Source organism: Streptomyces asoensis (assembly GCF_016860545.1).
Classification (GTDB): Bacteria; Actinomycetota; Actinomycetes; order Streptomycetales; family Streptomycetaceae; genus Streptomyces; species Streptomyces asoensis.
In genome coordinates this window covers 1,235,551-1,250,249 of the sequence record NZ_BNEB01000003.1, presented here as the reverse complement: position 1 = coordinate 1,250,249, position 14,699 = coordinate 1,235,551, and the positions used below count along the sequence as shown (strand labels likewise).

The 14,699-nt window shown below is 73.8% G+C and carries 13 protein-coding genes; 5 read left to right on the top strand and 8 right to left on the bottom strand.

Annotated features, from left to right (window positions below):
- Positions 1-73 precede the first annotated feature (73 nt).
- Positions 74-940, bottom strand: a complete 867-nt coding sequence (locus tag Saso_RS18295) for a hypothetical protein (protein WP_189923771.1) — start codon at positions 938-940, stop codon at positions 74-76.
- A 244-nt stretch (positions 941-1,184) separates the two neighbouring features.
- On the opposite strand from Saso_RS18295, the gene Saso_RS18290 reads away from it, so the two are divergent.
- From Saso_RS18290 to Saso_RS18280, 3 genes are all read left to right on the top strand, one after another.
- Entirely contained in the window at positions 1,185-1,646 is a 462-nt protein-coding gene (locus tag Saso_RS18290; RefSeq protein ID WP_189923773.1) for an ATP-binding protein, read from the top strand.
- A gap of 109 nt (positions 1,647-1,755) precedes the next feature.
- On the top strand, positions 1,756-2,697 hold the full coding sequence (locus Saso_RS18285; protein ID WP_455712509.1) for an intradiol ring-cleavage dioxygenase: 942 nt from the start codon (positions 1,756-1,758) through the stop codon (positions 2,695-2,697).
- 9 nt (positions 2,698-2,706) lie between these two features.
- Positions 2,707-3,540, top strand: a complete 834-nt coding sequence (locus Saso_RS18280) for a triphosphoribosyl-dephospho-CoA synthase (RefSeq protein WP_189923777.1) — start codon at positions 2,707-2,709, stop codon at positions 3,538-3,540.
- 25 nt (positions 3,541-3,565) lie between these two features.
- On the opposite strand, the gene Saso_RS18275 is transcribed toward Saso_RS18280, so the two are convergent.
- The 4 genes from Saso_RS18275 to Saso_RS18260 all read right to left on the bottom strand — a co-directional run bounded on the left by Saso_RS18275 (position 3,566) and on the right by Saso_RS18260 (position 9,645).
- Positions 3,566-4,858: an MFS transporter gene (locus Saso_RS18275; RefSeq protein WP_229901353.1), complete on the bottom strand. Its 1,293-nt coding sequence runs from the start codon at positions 4,856-4,858 to the stop codon at positions 3,566-3,568.
- A gap of 192 nt (positions 4,859-5,050) precedes the next feature.
- Complete coding sequence (pdxR, locus tag Saso_RS18270; RefSeq protein ID WP_189924004.1) at positions 5,051-6,439, bottom strand: MocR-like pyridoxine biosynthesis transcription factor PdxR; 1,389 nt, start codon at positions 6,437-6,439, stop codon at positions 5,051-5,053.
- A gap of 80 nt (positions 6,440-6,519) precedes the next feature.
- Positions 6,520-8,013, bottom strand: coding sequence for an aminopeptidase P family protein (locus Saso_RS18265; protein WP_189923779.1), 1,494 nt, complete (start codon positions 8,011-8,013; stop codon positions 6,520-6,522).
- Between the two features lie 105 nt (positions 8,014-8,118).
- Complete coding sequence (locus Saso_RS18260; protein WP_189923780.1) at positions 8,119-9,645, bottom strand: PP2C family protein-serine/threonine phosphatase; 1,527 nt, start codon at positions 9,643-9,645, stop codon at positions 8,119-8,121.
- Positions 9,646-10,169: 524 nt separating this feature from the next.
- Between Saso_RS18260 and Saso_RS18255 the strand changes: the two genes are divergently transcribed.
- Together Saso_RS18255 and Saso_RS18250 are read left to right on the top strand one after the other, a co-directional pair.
- Positions 10,170-10,835: a bifunctional DNA primase/polymerase gene (locus Saso_RS18255; RefSeq protein WP_189923782.1), complete on the top strand. Its 666-nt coding sequence runs from the start codon at positions 10,170-10,172 to the stop codon at positions 10,833-10,835.
- A gap of 56 nt (positions 10,836-10,891) precedes the next feature.
- The gene (locus Saso_RS18250) at positions 10,892-11,497 is read left to right on the top strand and encodes a hypothetical protein (protein WP_189923784.1); all 606 of its coding nucleotides are present in this window, start codon (positions 10,892-10,894) and stop codon (positions 11,495-11,497) included.
- A 308-nt stretch (positions 11,498-11,805) separates the two neighbouring features.
- Here the strand turns inward: Saso_RS18250 and Saso_RS18245 are convergent, their stop codons facing one another.
- From Saso_RS18245 to Saso_RS18235, 3 genes are all read right to left on the bottom strand, one after another.
- On the bottom strand, positions 11,806-12,771 hold the full coding sequence (locus Saso_RS18245; RefSeq protein ID WP_189923786.1) for a DUF5926 family protein: 966 nt from the start codon (positions 12,769-12,771) through the stop codon (positions 11,806-11,808).
- A 152-nt stretch (positions 12,772-12,923) separates the two neighbouring features.
- Positions 12,924-13,562 carry an ATP-binding protein gene (locus Saso_RS18240; protein WP_189923788.1) on the bottom strand — a complete coding sequence of 213 codons (639 nt, stop codon included), beginning with the start codon at positions 13,560-13,562 and terminating at the stop codon, positions 12,924-12,926.
- Between the two features lie 173 nt (positions 13,563-13,735).
- Entirely contained in the window at positions 13,736-14,572 is an 837-nt protein-coding gene (locus Saso_RS18235; RefSeq protein ID WP_189923790.1) for a glycerophosphodiester phosphodiesterase, read from the bottom strand.
- Positions 14,573-14,699: the final 127 nt, after the last annotated feature.

The following is a 14,699-nucleotide window of genomic DNA, read 5'->3' as shown; positions in this document are numbered from 1 at the left end:
GACGGTGCGCACGCGCGCGTGCCGCACGACGGCGGCCGCCCCCCCCGGGTGGTGGAGTGCTGGTCGTGTCGCGTCAGGCAGCGAGGACGAGAGCGGGCGCGTCCGGCGGGCCGCGTCTGGTCACCGAGTGCCGCAGCGCGGTGGTGCGGGGCGGGCGGACCGTCCGCGGGGCGGTGGGCGCGAGGCGCGGTCCCGCGCCGGGCGCGGTGGGCAGCCCCGCGAGCAGGACGCGCACCAGCGCGAGCGCCCCGCGCAGGGAGCGGACGAGCGCTGCCTCCGCGACGCCGTGCGCCGACAGGGCGAGCAGCCGCAGCAGGGCCGTGTCGCCGCGCCGCAGCAGCCAGCCGGCGGCGACGGCGGCGAGTACGTGACCGAGCAGCATGGGCAGCGAGGGCAGGAGCGCCATCGACGGGCCGGCGCCGGTCAGGGCGTCCGCGCGATGGTGGGCGGCACCCATGCCGGCCATGCCGCTCATGTCCGTGCCGTCACCGGTGGCGCCGCCCGGGTAGAGCCGCGCGTCGATGAGGATCTGCTGGGCCCGGGCGGGACTGATCGCCGCCGCCGTGGCCCCGCACACCAGCCGGGCCGCCCGTTCGACGAGCGTGGCGTCGGACAGCGCCGACGACGCGGCGGAGGCGGAGCCGGCCGCGGAGGCGGAGACCGAGGTGGTGTGCTGACCGAGTCCGAACAGCGTGTGCAGCGCGGTCTGTCCGGTCGCGAGCAGGACCGCGATGCCCGGCAGCGACCGCTCCCGGCCGGCGAGCGGCGCCACGACCGTGAGGACCCCCAGGAAGCCCGCGCCCAGGGTCCACAGCGGGACCGCGGCGCAGGAGGCCATGGTGTGCCCGGCGGCGGCCAGCACGACACAGACCGCGGCGAACACCGAGGCCCGCAGCAGCCGTAGATCGCGACCAGAGCGCTCGCAGTGGGGGGCAGTCATGGCGGGCCCATCATCGCACTGGCTTCACCGCGGCCGTACGGCAGGTCCACAAGGTTTGCGTACGATGCGGAAGATCACCTTCTGTGATGACTGGTGCGGCTGGTGACCCCTGAGTCCTGCATACACCGATTTCGGAGCCGCGGGCATCCCCCATATGGGCGGCATCACGCGGAATTCGCGCTTACAAGGGGCCTCCAGGGGCAATACGTATCGGTATGTCGAGCCGCGGCCTGGAGGCTGGAGCATGAGCATCTGGTGGTCACTCCATCTGCGTCGCGACGCCGCGAGCGTGCCGCTCGCCCGCCGTCTGCTGCTCGGCACCATGGAGACGGCGGGCGTCGATCCCGACGTGAGCTACGACCTCTCCGTGGCCCTGAGTGAGGCCTGTGCCAACGCCGTTGAGCACGGCGGGGACATCACGCACGGCGGCTGTTCGGAGGCGTACCGCGTCACCGCCTACCTCGACGGCGAGACGTGCCGCATCGAGGTGGCCGACTCGGGACCGGGGTTCACGGGCGGGCGCACCGTCCGCTCCGACCGCTCCGTCCACTCCGACACCTACGCGGAGCAGGGACGTGGCCTCTACCTCATCCAGGAGCTCGCCGACCACGTCCACATCGGCAACAAGCCGGGGCGCAGCGGCGCGGTGGTGAGCTTCGACAAGATCCTGAAGTGGCGCAAGGACGCTCCCCTGATGGCGGTCTGAGCATCCGAGGGACCGGGCCGGGCGCGGGAGTTCGGCTTTCTCAGCACTCACAGGCTCCTCCCAGGGTCCGCCCATGCCGCTGACGGCCGGCGTTCCTACGTTCATGTCCATGACGGGAAACCACAAAGACACCACGCTCACCCGGCGCCGCGCCCTCGCGGTGACGGGCGGCACGGTCGCGGCCGGCGGTCTGGCCGTCGCCGGCTACCAGTCGGCCTTCGCCGACACCACCGCGGCCGACGGGGCGAGCGCGTCGGCGTCCGCGGCCTCCACCGCGACGAGCGGCGGCTGCATGACGCTGATGACGAGCGTCACGGAGGGGCCCTACTACCTCGACGGCGCTCTGGTGCGCAAGGACATCACCGAGGGCAAGAAGGGCGTGCCGCTGACCCTGCGCCTCACGGTCGTGGACGCCACCGACGGCTGCACACCGGTCTCCGGCGCCGCCGTCGAGATCTGGCACTGTGACGCCTGGGGCTACTACTCCGGCTACACCACGGCCAACCCCGGGGGTTCCGCCCCGGCGGAGAGCGAGGACGGCTCCACCGCCGACGACAGCACCTATCTGCGCGGCTACCAGATCGCCAACGCCAACGGGGTCGTCAAGTTCGAGACGATCTTCCCGGGCTGGTACACCCCGCGCACCTGCCACATCCACCTCAAGGTGCACACCGGCGGCCAGAAGGAGGACGGCACCTACGAGGGCGGCAAGGTCAACTACACCGGCCAGCTCTTCTTCCCCGACGACATCGCCGAGGAGATCTTCACCCTGGAGCCGTACTCCCGGCACTCGGGCAGCTACACCGCTCTCGACGACGACATGGTCTACGACGGCGGCGGCACCGCCAGTGGCCTGCTGACCCTGAAGGCCGTCCACAAGGCCGACCCCTCCAAGGGCTACAAGGGGTCCATCACTCTGGGTGTGGACCCCGACGCCGAGAACACGGGCGCCGGAGGCGGGGGCGGCGGCACGCCCCCGAGCGGCGCCCCGGGCGACGCCCCGACGGGCACTCCGCCCGGTGACGCCCCGTCGGCCTCCGCGTCCTCGTAAGGTCGGTACATGACAAGTCGCGAGGACGAGGCGCTCGCGCAGGCCGCGGTGGCCGCGCTGACCGGGCAGCTGGCCCTGGCTCCCAAGCCGGGCCTGCCCGACCCACGTGACCTGGCGGCCCGCGTCACCCGCAGGGACCACCGCGGGCTGCGCTGGTCGGCCAAGGCCCTCGCCCCGGGCCTCGCGGCGATGGCCGCGGCCGCCCGCCGCACCGGCGAACCCACGCCCCGCCTGCGCGCGGAGCTGGGCGCGATCGGGAGGTGCACCGAGCACTCGGTGGGCCTCGCCGGCGGCGGGCACCGGGGGGCGCTGTGGACGCTCGGCCTGCTGGTCGCGGCGGCCGCCCTCGACACCCGCGCACGGGGCGTCGAGGTCGCCGCGACCGCCAAGCGGATCGCCGCCCACCCCGACCGGGCCGCCCCACGACGGCCCTCACGGGGCGCGACGGTCTCGGCGAAGTACGGCGCGGCCGGCGCCCGCGGTGAGGCACGCGCCGGATTCCCGCACGTACGACGGGCCCTGGACGCGCTCGCCACGGCCCGCTCCGCCGGTGCGGCCGAGGCCGAAGCCCGGCTCGACGCCCTGCTCACCGTCATGTCCACCCTCCAGGACACCGAACTCCTGCACACCGCGGGCCCGCTGGGCCTGCGCCATGTGCAGGCCGGTGCCCGCGGTGTCCTGGAGGCGGGCGGCACGGCGACCGCTGCGGGCCGCGCGGCCCTGACCGACCTCGACACCGACCTCCACACGCGCGCGTGGAGCCCACGGGGCAGCGCCGGCCTGCTCGCGGGCGCGCTCTTCGTGGACGCCCTGCCCGTCCCCGCCCTCGTCCGGGCCGCCTGACGGCACGCCGTCCCGGCGGCCGCCGTCACCCGGCCCGCGGCGGCAGCGCCGCGGGGTGCGCCCCGCGGGCGGCGGCACGCCGGGCGGCCGGGCCCATCGCGTACGAGGCCCCGACCATCGCCGCCCCGAGAAGCAGCCAGCCCGGTGTGCCCCACTCGACCAGCAGCCAGGTCAGGACCAGCGGACCCAGGGTGCGGGCCACCGTGACGCCGGTGCCGAACAGGCCCTGGTACTCGCCCACCCGGTCGGCCGGGGCCAGGTCGAAGGAGAGCTGCCAGGAGCCCGCGGACTGCCCCATCTCCGCCGCCACCTGGAGCACCGACCCCAGCACCAGCACGCCGGCCGCCACCCACGGCGAGGCGCCCGCGGACAGGGCGAACACCGCGCACGCGGCGCACATCACCCAGCCCGCACGGCGCACCGCGCGCGTGGCGCTCGCGAGCCCCGTCACCCCCCGCGCCGCCCGGACCTGGAAGAGCGTCACCGCGGCGGTGTTCAGCACGAACAGCGCGGACACCAGCCACGCGGGCGCCCCGGTCCGTTCGGTGATCCACAGCGGCAGCACGAGACTCAGCAGCGGCATCCGCAGCAACAGCACGGTGTTCAGCGACGCCACCAGGGCGTACGGCCGGTCCCGCAGCACGCCCGCACCGCTCCCGCGCGGCCGAGCCGGGCCGGGAGCCACCCGGGGCAGCCCCGCGAGCAGCAGCGCGCACACCAGGAAGCTCACCGCGTCGACCGCGAACACCCCGACGTACGCCGCCCGCGTCCCGGAGTGCAGCGCGAGCCCGCCGAGCCCGGCGCCCACCGCGAGGCCGGCGTTGAGCGTGGCCTGGAGCCGAGCGAGCAGCCCCGTGCGCTCCCCGGCGGGCACCAGACCGGCCAGCAGGCCCTGCCGTGCCGCCGCGAGTCCCGACTGCGCGGCGGCGTACCCGCACGCCACCAGGACGAACGGCACGAACCCGTGCACGAGGGTGAAGGACGCCACCGCGAGCCCCGTCGCGAGGGCCAGCAGCACCGCCGTCCCGCGCGCACCGTGCCGGTCGGCCAGCCGCCCCAGCGGTACCCCGGCCAGCGAGCCCACCGCCCACCCGAGGGTGAGGCCGAGTCCCACGCGCGCGGGGGCGAGACCGATCACCTGCGTGAAGTACAGGGCCGACGTCGTGTAGTAGGCGCCGTCGCCGACCGAGTTGGCCAGCTGGGCGAGCGCGAGCAGGCGCCGCGACGACGTCCGCCGCGCGCGACCCCCTGCGGGAGGCGCCCAGCTCGTCGGGGTCGGGTCCGCGGGCGTCCGGTCCGGGGGAGTCCTCGTCGTCATGCCGACGACGCTAGAGACGGGGTGGGCCGCTCGACAGCACCACTTGGACGGCTTTTCGATGGCCCAATCCGGGCGCCCCTCGACAGCGCCGGACCGGATGCCGGCACCCGGGCTGCGGCCCCGGGTTACGGCCCCGGGTTACGGCCCCGGGTTACGGCCCCGCGGGGGCTGCGGCACCCGGGCGGGCAGGGGTCAGCCGCCGTCCAGCACCTTCACCAGGACGTCCAGCGCCTCCGGGTACATCCGCTCCCGAGGAGTCCCGTACCCCACGACCAGTCCCTGCGGCCGTCCAGGGACGCCGGCGCCGCCGCTCCCGCCGGGTTCGTGCCAGTGCTCGCCGAGCCGGCCCACCGCCAGCCCCTCCTCCTCCGCGCGCGCCATCACCTCGTCCTCGTCCGCGACCTCCACCAGCGCATGCAGTCCGGCGGCGATCCCGCGCACGCCCCGGCTCGCGCCCACCCGCTCCAGGAGCAGGTCCCTGCGGCGGCGGTAGCGCAGCCGGCACGCGCGCACGTGACGGTCGTAGGCGTGGGTGCCGATCAGCTCGGCGAGCGCGAGCTGCCCGATGGACTCGGTGTGGTGGTCGCTGTGCAGCTTGGCGTCGGCGACGGCGTCCACCAGCCGCGGCGGCAGCACCATCCAGCCGAGCCGCAGCGCGGGCCCCAGCGTCTTGGACGCGGTGCCGAGGTAGACGACCTGCTCCGGCGCCATCCCCTGGAGCGCGCCGACGGGCTGCCGGTCGTAGCGGAACTCCCCGTCGTAGTCGTCCTCGACGATCAGCGCGCCCCGCGCGCGTGCCCACTCCGTCAGCGCCCGTCGACGCCCCGGGTGCAGCGTCACACCGGTCGGGTACTGGTGGGCGGCCGTGACGACCACGGCCTCGGCCGCACCCAGCTCCCCCACGCGCACCCCGCGCCCGTCGACCGCGACCGGCGTCACGGTCCCGCCGTTGCGCCGTACGACCTCGCGGTGGAAGGGGAGACCGGGGTCCTCCATCGCGATCGCGGCGCCGCCCAGCACCCGCGTGAGGAGCGCGAGACCCTGCACGTACCCGGAGGTGATCACGATCCGCTCCGGCGGCGCGATGACCCCCCGGGCCCGGCCCAGGTACCCCGACAGCGCGGTGCGCAGTTCGACGCGGCCGCGCGGGTCGCCGTAGTCGTACGCGGGCGAGGGCGCCGTCGCCACGGCCCGGCGCAGCGCGCGCAGCCAGGCCGCGGCCGGGAACGCCCCCACGTTGGGGCTGCCGGGCCGCAGGTCGAAACGCGGCTCACGCGCGCGTGCGGTGGTGTCCGGCGGCCGGGCGGCGGGGGACGGCAGCGCCGCGACCCGGGTGCCCGAGCCCTGGCGTGCCGTCAGATAGCCCTCGGCGACCAGCTGGTCGTAGGCGGCCTTCACCGTGTTGCGCGAGATGCCGGTCTCGGCGGCGAGCCGCCGGGTGGCGGGCAGCCGGCTCCCGGGCGTCAGCCGGCCCTCCCGCACGGCGTCCCGCAGCGCCCGTTCCAGCCCGGCCCGCCGCCCTTCGGCGGCGTCCGGCTCCAGGTGCAGGTCGACGCCGGCACCCGACCAGAAGTCGTCCACGCGGTCCCCCACAGACATGAGCGTGCCCGGACAGGTGAACGGCCGGGCACCCACGGGTACCCGGCCGTCGATCGGCGATGTCAGCCCGTCAGCGAGGCCATCCACGCCTCGACCTCGTCGGAGCGGCGCGGCAGGCCGTCCGACAGGTTCCGGTTGCCGTCGGCCGTGACGAGGATGTCGTCCTCGATCCGCACGCCGATGCCCCGGTACTCCTCGGGCACCGTCAGGTCGTCGGCCTGGAAGTACAGTCCGGGCTCGACCGTCAGCACCATGCCGGGCTCCAGCGTGCCGTCGACGTACGACTCCACGCGCGCGGCGGCGCAGTCGTGGACGTCCATGCCGAGCATGTGACCGGTGCCGTGCAGCGTCCAGCGGCGCTGGAGACCGAGCTCCAGGACCCGCTCGACGGGACCCTCGACCAGGCCCCACTCGACGAGCCTGGTGGCCAGCACGTGCTGGGCGGCGTCGTGGAAGTCGCGGTACTTGCCGCCCGGCCGGACGGCCTCGATACCGGCCTCCTGGGCCTCGTACACGGCGTCGTAGATCTTCTTCTGGATCTCGCTGAAGCGGCCGCCGACCGGCAGCGTGCGCGTGACGTCGGCGGTGTAGTACGTGTGGGTCTCGACGCCGGCGTCGAGCAGCAGCAGGTCGCCGGAGCGGACCGGGCCGTCGTTGCGCACCCAGTGCAGGGTGCAGGCGTGCGGGCCGGCGGCCGCGATGGTGCCGTAGCCGACGTCGTTGCCCTCGACGCGCGCGCGGAGGAAGAACGTGCCCTCGATGTAGCGCTCGCTCGTCGCCTCGGCCCGGTCGAGGACCTTCACGACGTCCTCGAAGCCGCGCACCGTGGAGTCGACGGCCTTCTGGAGCTCGCCGATCTCGAAGTCGTCCTTGACGAGGCGGGCCTCGGAGAGGAAGACGCGCAGCTCGGCGTCGCGCTCGGCGGTGACCTTGTCGGTCAGGGCCGCCTCGATGCCCGCGTCGTGGCCGCGGACGACCCGCACCGGTCCGGTGGCCTCGCGCAGCGTCTCGGGCAGCTCGCGCACGTCGGCGGCCGGGATGCCGTACAGCTTCTCGGCCTCGGTGAGCGAGTGCCGGCGCCCGACCCACAGCTCGCCCTGGCCGGACAGCCAGAACTCGCCGTTCTCGCGGTCGGAGCGCGGCAGCAGGTAGATCGTGGACCGGTGGCCGTCGGCGACGGGCTCCAGGACGAGGACGCCGTCCTCCGTCTGGTTGCCGGTCAGGTACGCGTACTCCACGGAGGCGCGGAAGGCGTACTCCGTGTCGTTGGAGCGGGTCTTGAGGTTGCCCGCGGGGACCACCAGGCGCTCGCCGGGGAAGCGCGCGGAGAGCGCGGCGCGGCGGGCGGCGGTCTCGGCGGCCTGGGCGATCGGCTCCAGGTCCCGCAGCTCCGTGTCGGCCCAGCCGGACTTCATGTTCTCGGCGAGCTCGTCGGAGACACCCGGGTACAGGCCGTTCTTCCGCTGCTTGATGGGCTCCTCGGGCTCCGTCTCCGGGCCCGCTGCGGTGGCAGCGTCATCCGGCACAGCCGGGGTGAGCTCGTCGGCCACGGTCATCCTCCTCGATACGGCACTGGACCCCCTCCATCGTACGGTCGTACGTAAGGGGGTCCAGGGCCCACGGTCCTGTTGCCGGGCCGGTCACGGGGCGTCACCGCGGAGCTACTCGAAGCGGGCCGCCAGGAGCACGACGTCCTCGTCGCTGTCCTGCCCGGCGGCTCCGTCCGGCAGGAGCGTGCGCAGCACGTGGTCGGCGATCGCGCCCGGGTCGTGCCGCAGGGACTTCGGGACCCCCGCGGCGGCCGCGTGCAGCCGGGAGAAGGCCCGGTCGGTGGGCTCGCCGGTGCGGTGCAGCAGGCCGTCGGTGTAGAGCAGGACCGTCTCTCCGGCCTCGGCCTCCAGTTCCACGCTCGGCGCCTCCCAGCAGGCCAGCATGCCCAGCGGGGCGGACACGGAGGTCTCGACGAACTCGGTGCGCCGCTCGCCGAGCAGCAGCGGCGGGCAGTGTCCGGCGCCCGCCAGGGTGATCTTGCGCAGGGCCGGTTCGCAGTAGGCGAAGAGGGCGGTGGCGGACCGCGCGGGTTCGGTCAGCCGCAGCAGCAGCTCCAGGTCGGACAGGACCGCGACGGGGTCCTCGCCCTCCATCACGGCGTACGCCCGCAAGGAGGCGCGCAGCCGGCCCATCGCGGCGACCGCGCTCGGCCCGGACCCGGTGACCGAGCCGACGGCCAGACCCAGCGCGGCGTCCGGCAGCGGCAGCGCGTCGTACCAGTCGCCGCCGCCGCGCGGGCCGGTGCGGTGCCGGGCGGCGAGCTGGACGCCGGGCACCCGCGGCAGGCGTGAGGGCAGCAGCTCCTCGGTCATCGTCCGCATGCACGCGCGTGTGCGTTCGACCTCCAGCAGCCGCGCCAGGTGCTCGGCGGCGTACCGGACGTACAGGCCGATCAGATGGCGCTGGCGCTCACCCGGCTCGGCCGGCTCGTCGTAGAGCCATACGGCGGCGCCGAGCCGGCCACCGCCGCCGTCGGCCTCCAGGGGCATCGCGTAGCTGGCGGCGTAGCCGAGCCGGGCGGCCACCTCCCGGTGCCGGGGGTCGAGGCCGTCCTCGGCGAACAGGTCGGGCTCGGCGATCTCCCCCTCGCCGCCGGGCAGGCCTTCGAGGATGCGGCCGTAGGACAGGGCGCTGCGCGGCACGGTCTCGATGTGCCCGAGGTCGGCACGGCCGAGGCCCAGTCCGATCATGGTGTCCGGTCCGAGCCGGTCGGCGGGCTCCAGGACGACGAGACCGCGCCGGGCGCCCACGAGGGCGGCGCCGGCACGCAGCAGTTCCTGGAGGGCGTCGGCCAGGGTGTCGGTGCGGGCCAGGCGCTCGGTGAGTTCGTGCAGGGTGGTGAGGTCGGAGACCCAGCCCGCGAGCCGGTCGGTCAGCAGGGCTCCGGGACCCGAGGAACCGGAAGGGGCCGCGGGGACCGCCGGGGGGCCCGTGGTCACGGGCGCGGGCGCGACAGTGTGTGCGGGCGAGGGAACCGTTGAATCGATTCCGGCCACTTTCGGAGGGTGAGGGGCGTTCATGGTGTCCGGCTCTCGGACCGGAGCGTATTGCTCAAAAGCATCGCAAACCCCCATGTCATTCTGCGCCGCTAGCGGTGTCTCCACATGTACACGCACTCGTGAGGGGATGTCCAGCATTGTCCTGCTGGGCTTGCTGGTGTCCGTGGGCTCTTTGGGAGAATCGGGCACAGTTCTTCCGGCTCCCTTGCGGAATTGTAAACTTGGCTTAAAACTGCCTCGGGTAACGGGTGTTTGCGGTCGACTGGGCTTGCTCCACGGAGCGTCACAGCGGTCGTGATGGGTACGTACTCGGTAAGGGCCAGGGGTCGTCGGGAGCTCGCAGGGAGCCTCCCGGAACCTGGTGACCGGTCCGGGCGTCATAGTCATCGACGACCGTGCCCCATCCTCCCGTGGTGGAGGCGAAGAGAAATACGCGCGACGCCAAACGCCAGACTTCGCCACCCCGCGCCACGCCCAGGCATTAGATGGACGCAAGTCGGTCGGAGTGGCCGCGGAAGCAGCCACCGCCCGACCCTGAGGGGTCCCCCTTGTCTCATGCAGGGGTGTGATGCGCCAACAGGTACGCACAGTGAAGTGATCGACACATGATGTGATGTGGCCCACGGTGTTGCCAGCGGTGCAACGGAAAGGAACGAGCGCTCATGCGCGAGATCCTCGGAAAGCGACGCAGGCTCCTGTCCCGCTCCGGCGACGGAGGACCTGAGTTGATCGACTCGGCCCTGGCCTTCGCGACGGAATGGCAGTGGCCCGTCCTCCCGGGCGTGACGCCGGACCCGCAGGGGCGTTCCCGCTGCGGCTGCCCCGACCCGGAGTGCACGGTCCCCGGTGCCCACCCCTTCGACCCCGGCCTCCTCGCGGCCACCACCGAGGCGCGCATGGTGCGCTGGTGGTGGACCAACCGGCCGACCGCACCGATCATCCTGGCCACCGGGGGCACGGCACCCTGCGCGGTCAGCCTCCCCGCCCTCGCCGCTTCGCGGGCGCTCGTGGCCCTCGACCGGCAGGGCATCCGTCTCGGTCCCGTCGTCGCCTCGCCCACCCGCTGGGCGGTACTGGTCCGGCCTTACACGATGGAGCAGCTGGGTGAGCTGCTCTACGCCAAGGACTTCGTTCCCGGCTCCCTCCGCTTCCACGGCGAGGGCGGCTACATCGCCCTGCCCCCGTCCGAGACGGGCCGCGGCGACATCCGGTGGGAGCGCGCACCGCTGCCCGGTTCGGCCTCCCCCTGGGTGCCCGACGTCGAGGCCGTGGTGGACGCCGTCGTCGACGCCCTCACTCGTACGGGTGTGAGCGCGCCCGAGTTGTAGGGGTGTCGGGCGCGCGCCGGACGGGACACCGGTGTCCGCCCTCTATCTTCCGCTACATGAACCTTCGTCTCCTCGCCCTCGGGGGCGCCGTGGCAGGCGCGATCGCCCTGCCGCTGGCCATGGCGTCCGCGGGGCCCGTCGGCGACGAGGAACTCGCGGCCGGCCCGACCGGCCCGCGCCCCGCCGCCGCACCGGCCGCCTCGCGCGCGGTCGAGGACGTGTCCGACGGGCGCGCACCGGCCGGCGCGGCCGCCGGGCGCACCACCGTCGGCACGGATCCCGAGGCGCCCCGCGCCGACGGCACGCGGTCGCCGCTGCTGCTCGGCGTGGGACTGGCCACCGCCGCCCGCTGCGGTCCCGAACTGACCACGCCCGACGGTGTGGAGGCGCAGACCTGTGTGCTGTCCCAGGGGGACGAGACCTGGGGGCGCACCTACTACCGCAACGCCACCGGGCGCGCCCTGGAAGCCTTCCTGAGCCTCATGGGGCCCGAGGGGCGCAGCGTGCGCACACGGTGCCCGGTGGGGGCCGAGGACGAGCCGGCATCCTGCGAGACACCCCGTGAGCGGACCCTGGGCGAACCGGCGGCCTACACGGCGGTCACGGAATTCGCCGGGGCGGCCGAGGACGGGCCGCTGCTGCTGCGTTCCGGAAGCAACTGACCTGTCTGCACGGGCAGTTGATGAACGACCGCAGCGTGTGAAGGTGGCCGGACGCGGAAAAACCCGGTTGCTGGCGACGGGGGATGCACCAGCAACCGGGCAACTCGAACGGTAACAAGAGATCGGTCCCAAGCAAATTCGATCTCTTGTTTCCGTCAGTATTCCGGACACCGCGGAATCCGCGCTTCTGGCGCCGACTCGCCTTGTGCGGACGGAAGTTGTGAGCGGAGTCACGCCGCACGCCCGGAGCGGGCGGGCCCAACTGCACTGACTGATCAGTCAGTTCGGCAGGACTCCGACCCTGTGCGTCAGCTGAGCGTCACCTGGCGGTTGGTCAGGCCGCCGCGCGCACGGCGCTCGTCGGGGGTGAGCGGCGCGTCCGAGGCGAGGGCGGCGGCGAGCCGCTCGGCGAACTCGGCGGCCGGCTTCTCCACGTCGTCCGCGGTGACCGCGCTCGGCAGGTCCCAGACCGGCACCGTCAGGCCGTGCGCCCGGAAGGAGCCCACCAGACGCGTGCCCTCCCCGAGGCTCGACCGGCCCGCCGCGTGCAGTCGCGCGAGGGCGTCCAGAAGCTCCTCCTCCGGGTGGGGCATGACCCAGCGGAGGTGGTTCTTGTCCGGCGTCTCGCACCAGTACGCGGCGTCCACACCGGTCAGCTTCACGGTCGGGATGGCCGCGGCGTTGGCCCGCTCCAGGGAGGCGGCCACCTCCGGCGCGGCGTTCTCCGGGTCCGGCACCCAGAACTCGAAGCCGCTGTGCACAACTGGCTCGAACGCGCCTTCGGCGTCGAGCAGATCCTGCATCCGCGGACCGTCGGCCGGCGCGCGGCGCGCCTGCACCGGCGTGCCGGGGTCCGCCTCCAGCGCGCGCTTCAGGGTGTCGGCCAGGTCGCGGCTGATGTCACCCGACGGCGTGTCGTTCTGGAGGCCGAGCAGCACCGAGCCGTCGTCGCGGCGCAGGGCGGGCCAGGCCATCGGCAGCACCGTGGCGAGCGTGACCGACGGGACGCCCTCGGGCAGTCCGCCCGCCAGCGCCAGCTCGACCGTGGCCGCCGGCACCAGCTCGCGCAGCGCCACCCAGTCACCCTCGCCGGCCAGGCCCTCGAAGGGCCGCTGCACCAGCTCGGTCACGGCGTGCGCGGCGGCCCGGCCGTGACAGGCCTTGTAGCGGCGGCCGCTGCCGCACGGGCAGGGCTCCCGCGCGCCGACGACCGGGATCTCCGCGTCGTTGGGCTGCGGCCGCTTGGCCTTCGTCTGGGGTCGCTTCTTGGCCACTGGGTGTCTCCCGGGTACGGCTCGTCTGGTACGGCGGGAGCCTAGCCGTTCGTACGCTCCGTCACGGGAACCTGTGGACAACGCGGGGGTCGTGGACGAAGGAGCGGCGCGGGCGGCGGCCGACGACGGGTCCTCGCCGGCCCGCCCCCGTGCTAGTCCAGGTCGTCGAAGACGTCCGCGAAGCCCAGGCCGGGGATGGACGCCACCGGCGGGGCCGCGACCCGGGACGCGAAGTCGTCCCGCCGGCACCCGGCGTCGGGGTCGTGGACGTCCGTGTGGACGACGACCCACACCGTGACCTCGCCGCGGGCGTCGTCGCGTACGCCCCAGTCGTCGGCCAGGGCCGTGATGATGTTGAGCCCGCGGCCGCCGTGCGCGGTGACGGAAGGGGTGGCCGGGGCCGGGCGGGTCGGGCCGCCGCCGTCGGTCACCTCGACCATCAGTCGGCCGGCCGGGTCGACACGCCACGCGGCCCGGACGTCGCCGTCACCGGCCAGGGCGTCGCCCAGCGGCCTGCCGTGCTTGCACGCGTTGCTCAGAAGCTCGGAAAGGATCAGTACGGCGTCGTCGATGACCGACTCCGACACTCCGCCACTGCGCAGCTGATCGCGCATGCGATGTCTCGCGTTCCCCACGCCCGCAGGGCCATGGGGTACGGCCATGCTCGACGACGCGGGCACCTCCTGTGCCACCACCAACGCCACCCCCGAGACCTCCTTCGCCCCACGCCACGGTGTGGATGCCCCATTGGCCTGTACCGGAAACCGGCCAATGCGGCCCCGGCGACGCATTCGCCCGACCGGACACGGAGCGAACGCGCCGGAGCACTCCCTGTGAGGGGCCTGTCAGTGAGTGGCTGAATCTGCACGGTATGGCTGAGAACGGAGGATGCTGTAGCGGAGCTGTGGGGTCAAGAGGTGTGGATGGGGCTTCTGGGACTTCTGTGACTTCCTCCAGCCGGGGTTCAGCGCCCCAGTCGCCGCAGCACCTCCCGCGGGCGGTTGGTGATGATGGCGTCGACGCCCAGTTCGACGCAGAGGTCGACGTCCTCGGACTCGTTCACGGTCCACACGTGCACCTGGCGGCCGGCCGCCTTCAGCCGCTCGATGTACGTCGGGTGGTTGCGCACGATCCGGATGGACGGGCCCGCGATCCCGACCCCCGCGGGCAGCCGTCCGTCCCGCAGCCGGGGCGAGACGAACTGCATCAGGTACACCGTCGGCACGGTGGGCGCCGCGGCACGCACGCGATGGAGCGAACGGGCCGAGAAGCTCATGATCCGCACCGGGGACCCGGCCGCCGAGGCGGGCGCGTCCAGGCCGAACCGCTTGAGCAGGACCAGCAGCCGCTCCTCCACCTGTCCGGCCCAGCGGGTCGGATGCTTCGTCTCGATGGCGAGTTCCACCCGGCGCCCCGCGTCGGAGACCAGCTCCAGCAAGCGCTCCAGGGTCAGTACGGAGGTCTCCGCGCGGTCCTCGGGCCGGACCTCCCAGTCCGGGTCCTCCTCGCGCGCGTGCCAGGCCTCGCGGGCCTCCCGCGTCTTCCAGGAGCCGAAGTCCAGCGCCGCGAGATCGGCCAGTTCCAGGGCGGAGACCGCCCCGCGGCCGTTGGACGTACGGTTGACGCGACGGTCGTGGACGCAGACGAGATGACCGTCCGCCGTCAGTCGTACGTCGCACTCGAGGGCGTCCGCACCGTCCTCGATCGCCTTCTTGTACGCGGCCAGGGTGTGCTCGGGGGCCTCCTCGGAAGCCCCGCGATGGGCGACGACTTGAATGTGGTGCTGCCGTGCGTGGGTCACCGCGTCATGGTGCCACCGGCGCCCGGTCGTCTGAGAACCCTCTGAGATGTTTCGATGATGCGCACTTATTGTTCGTAATGACCCATATAAGGAATGGCCAAGGACCCACAGCCACCGCTTATGGTGC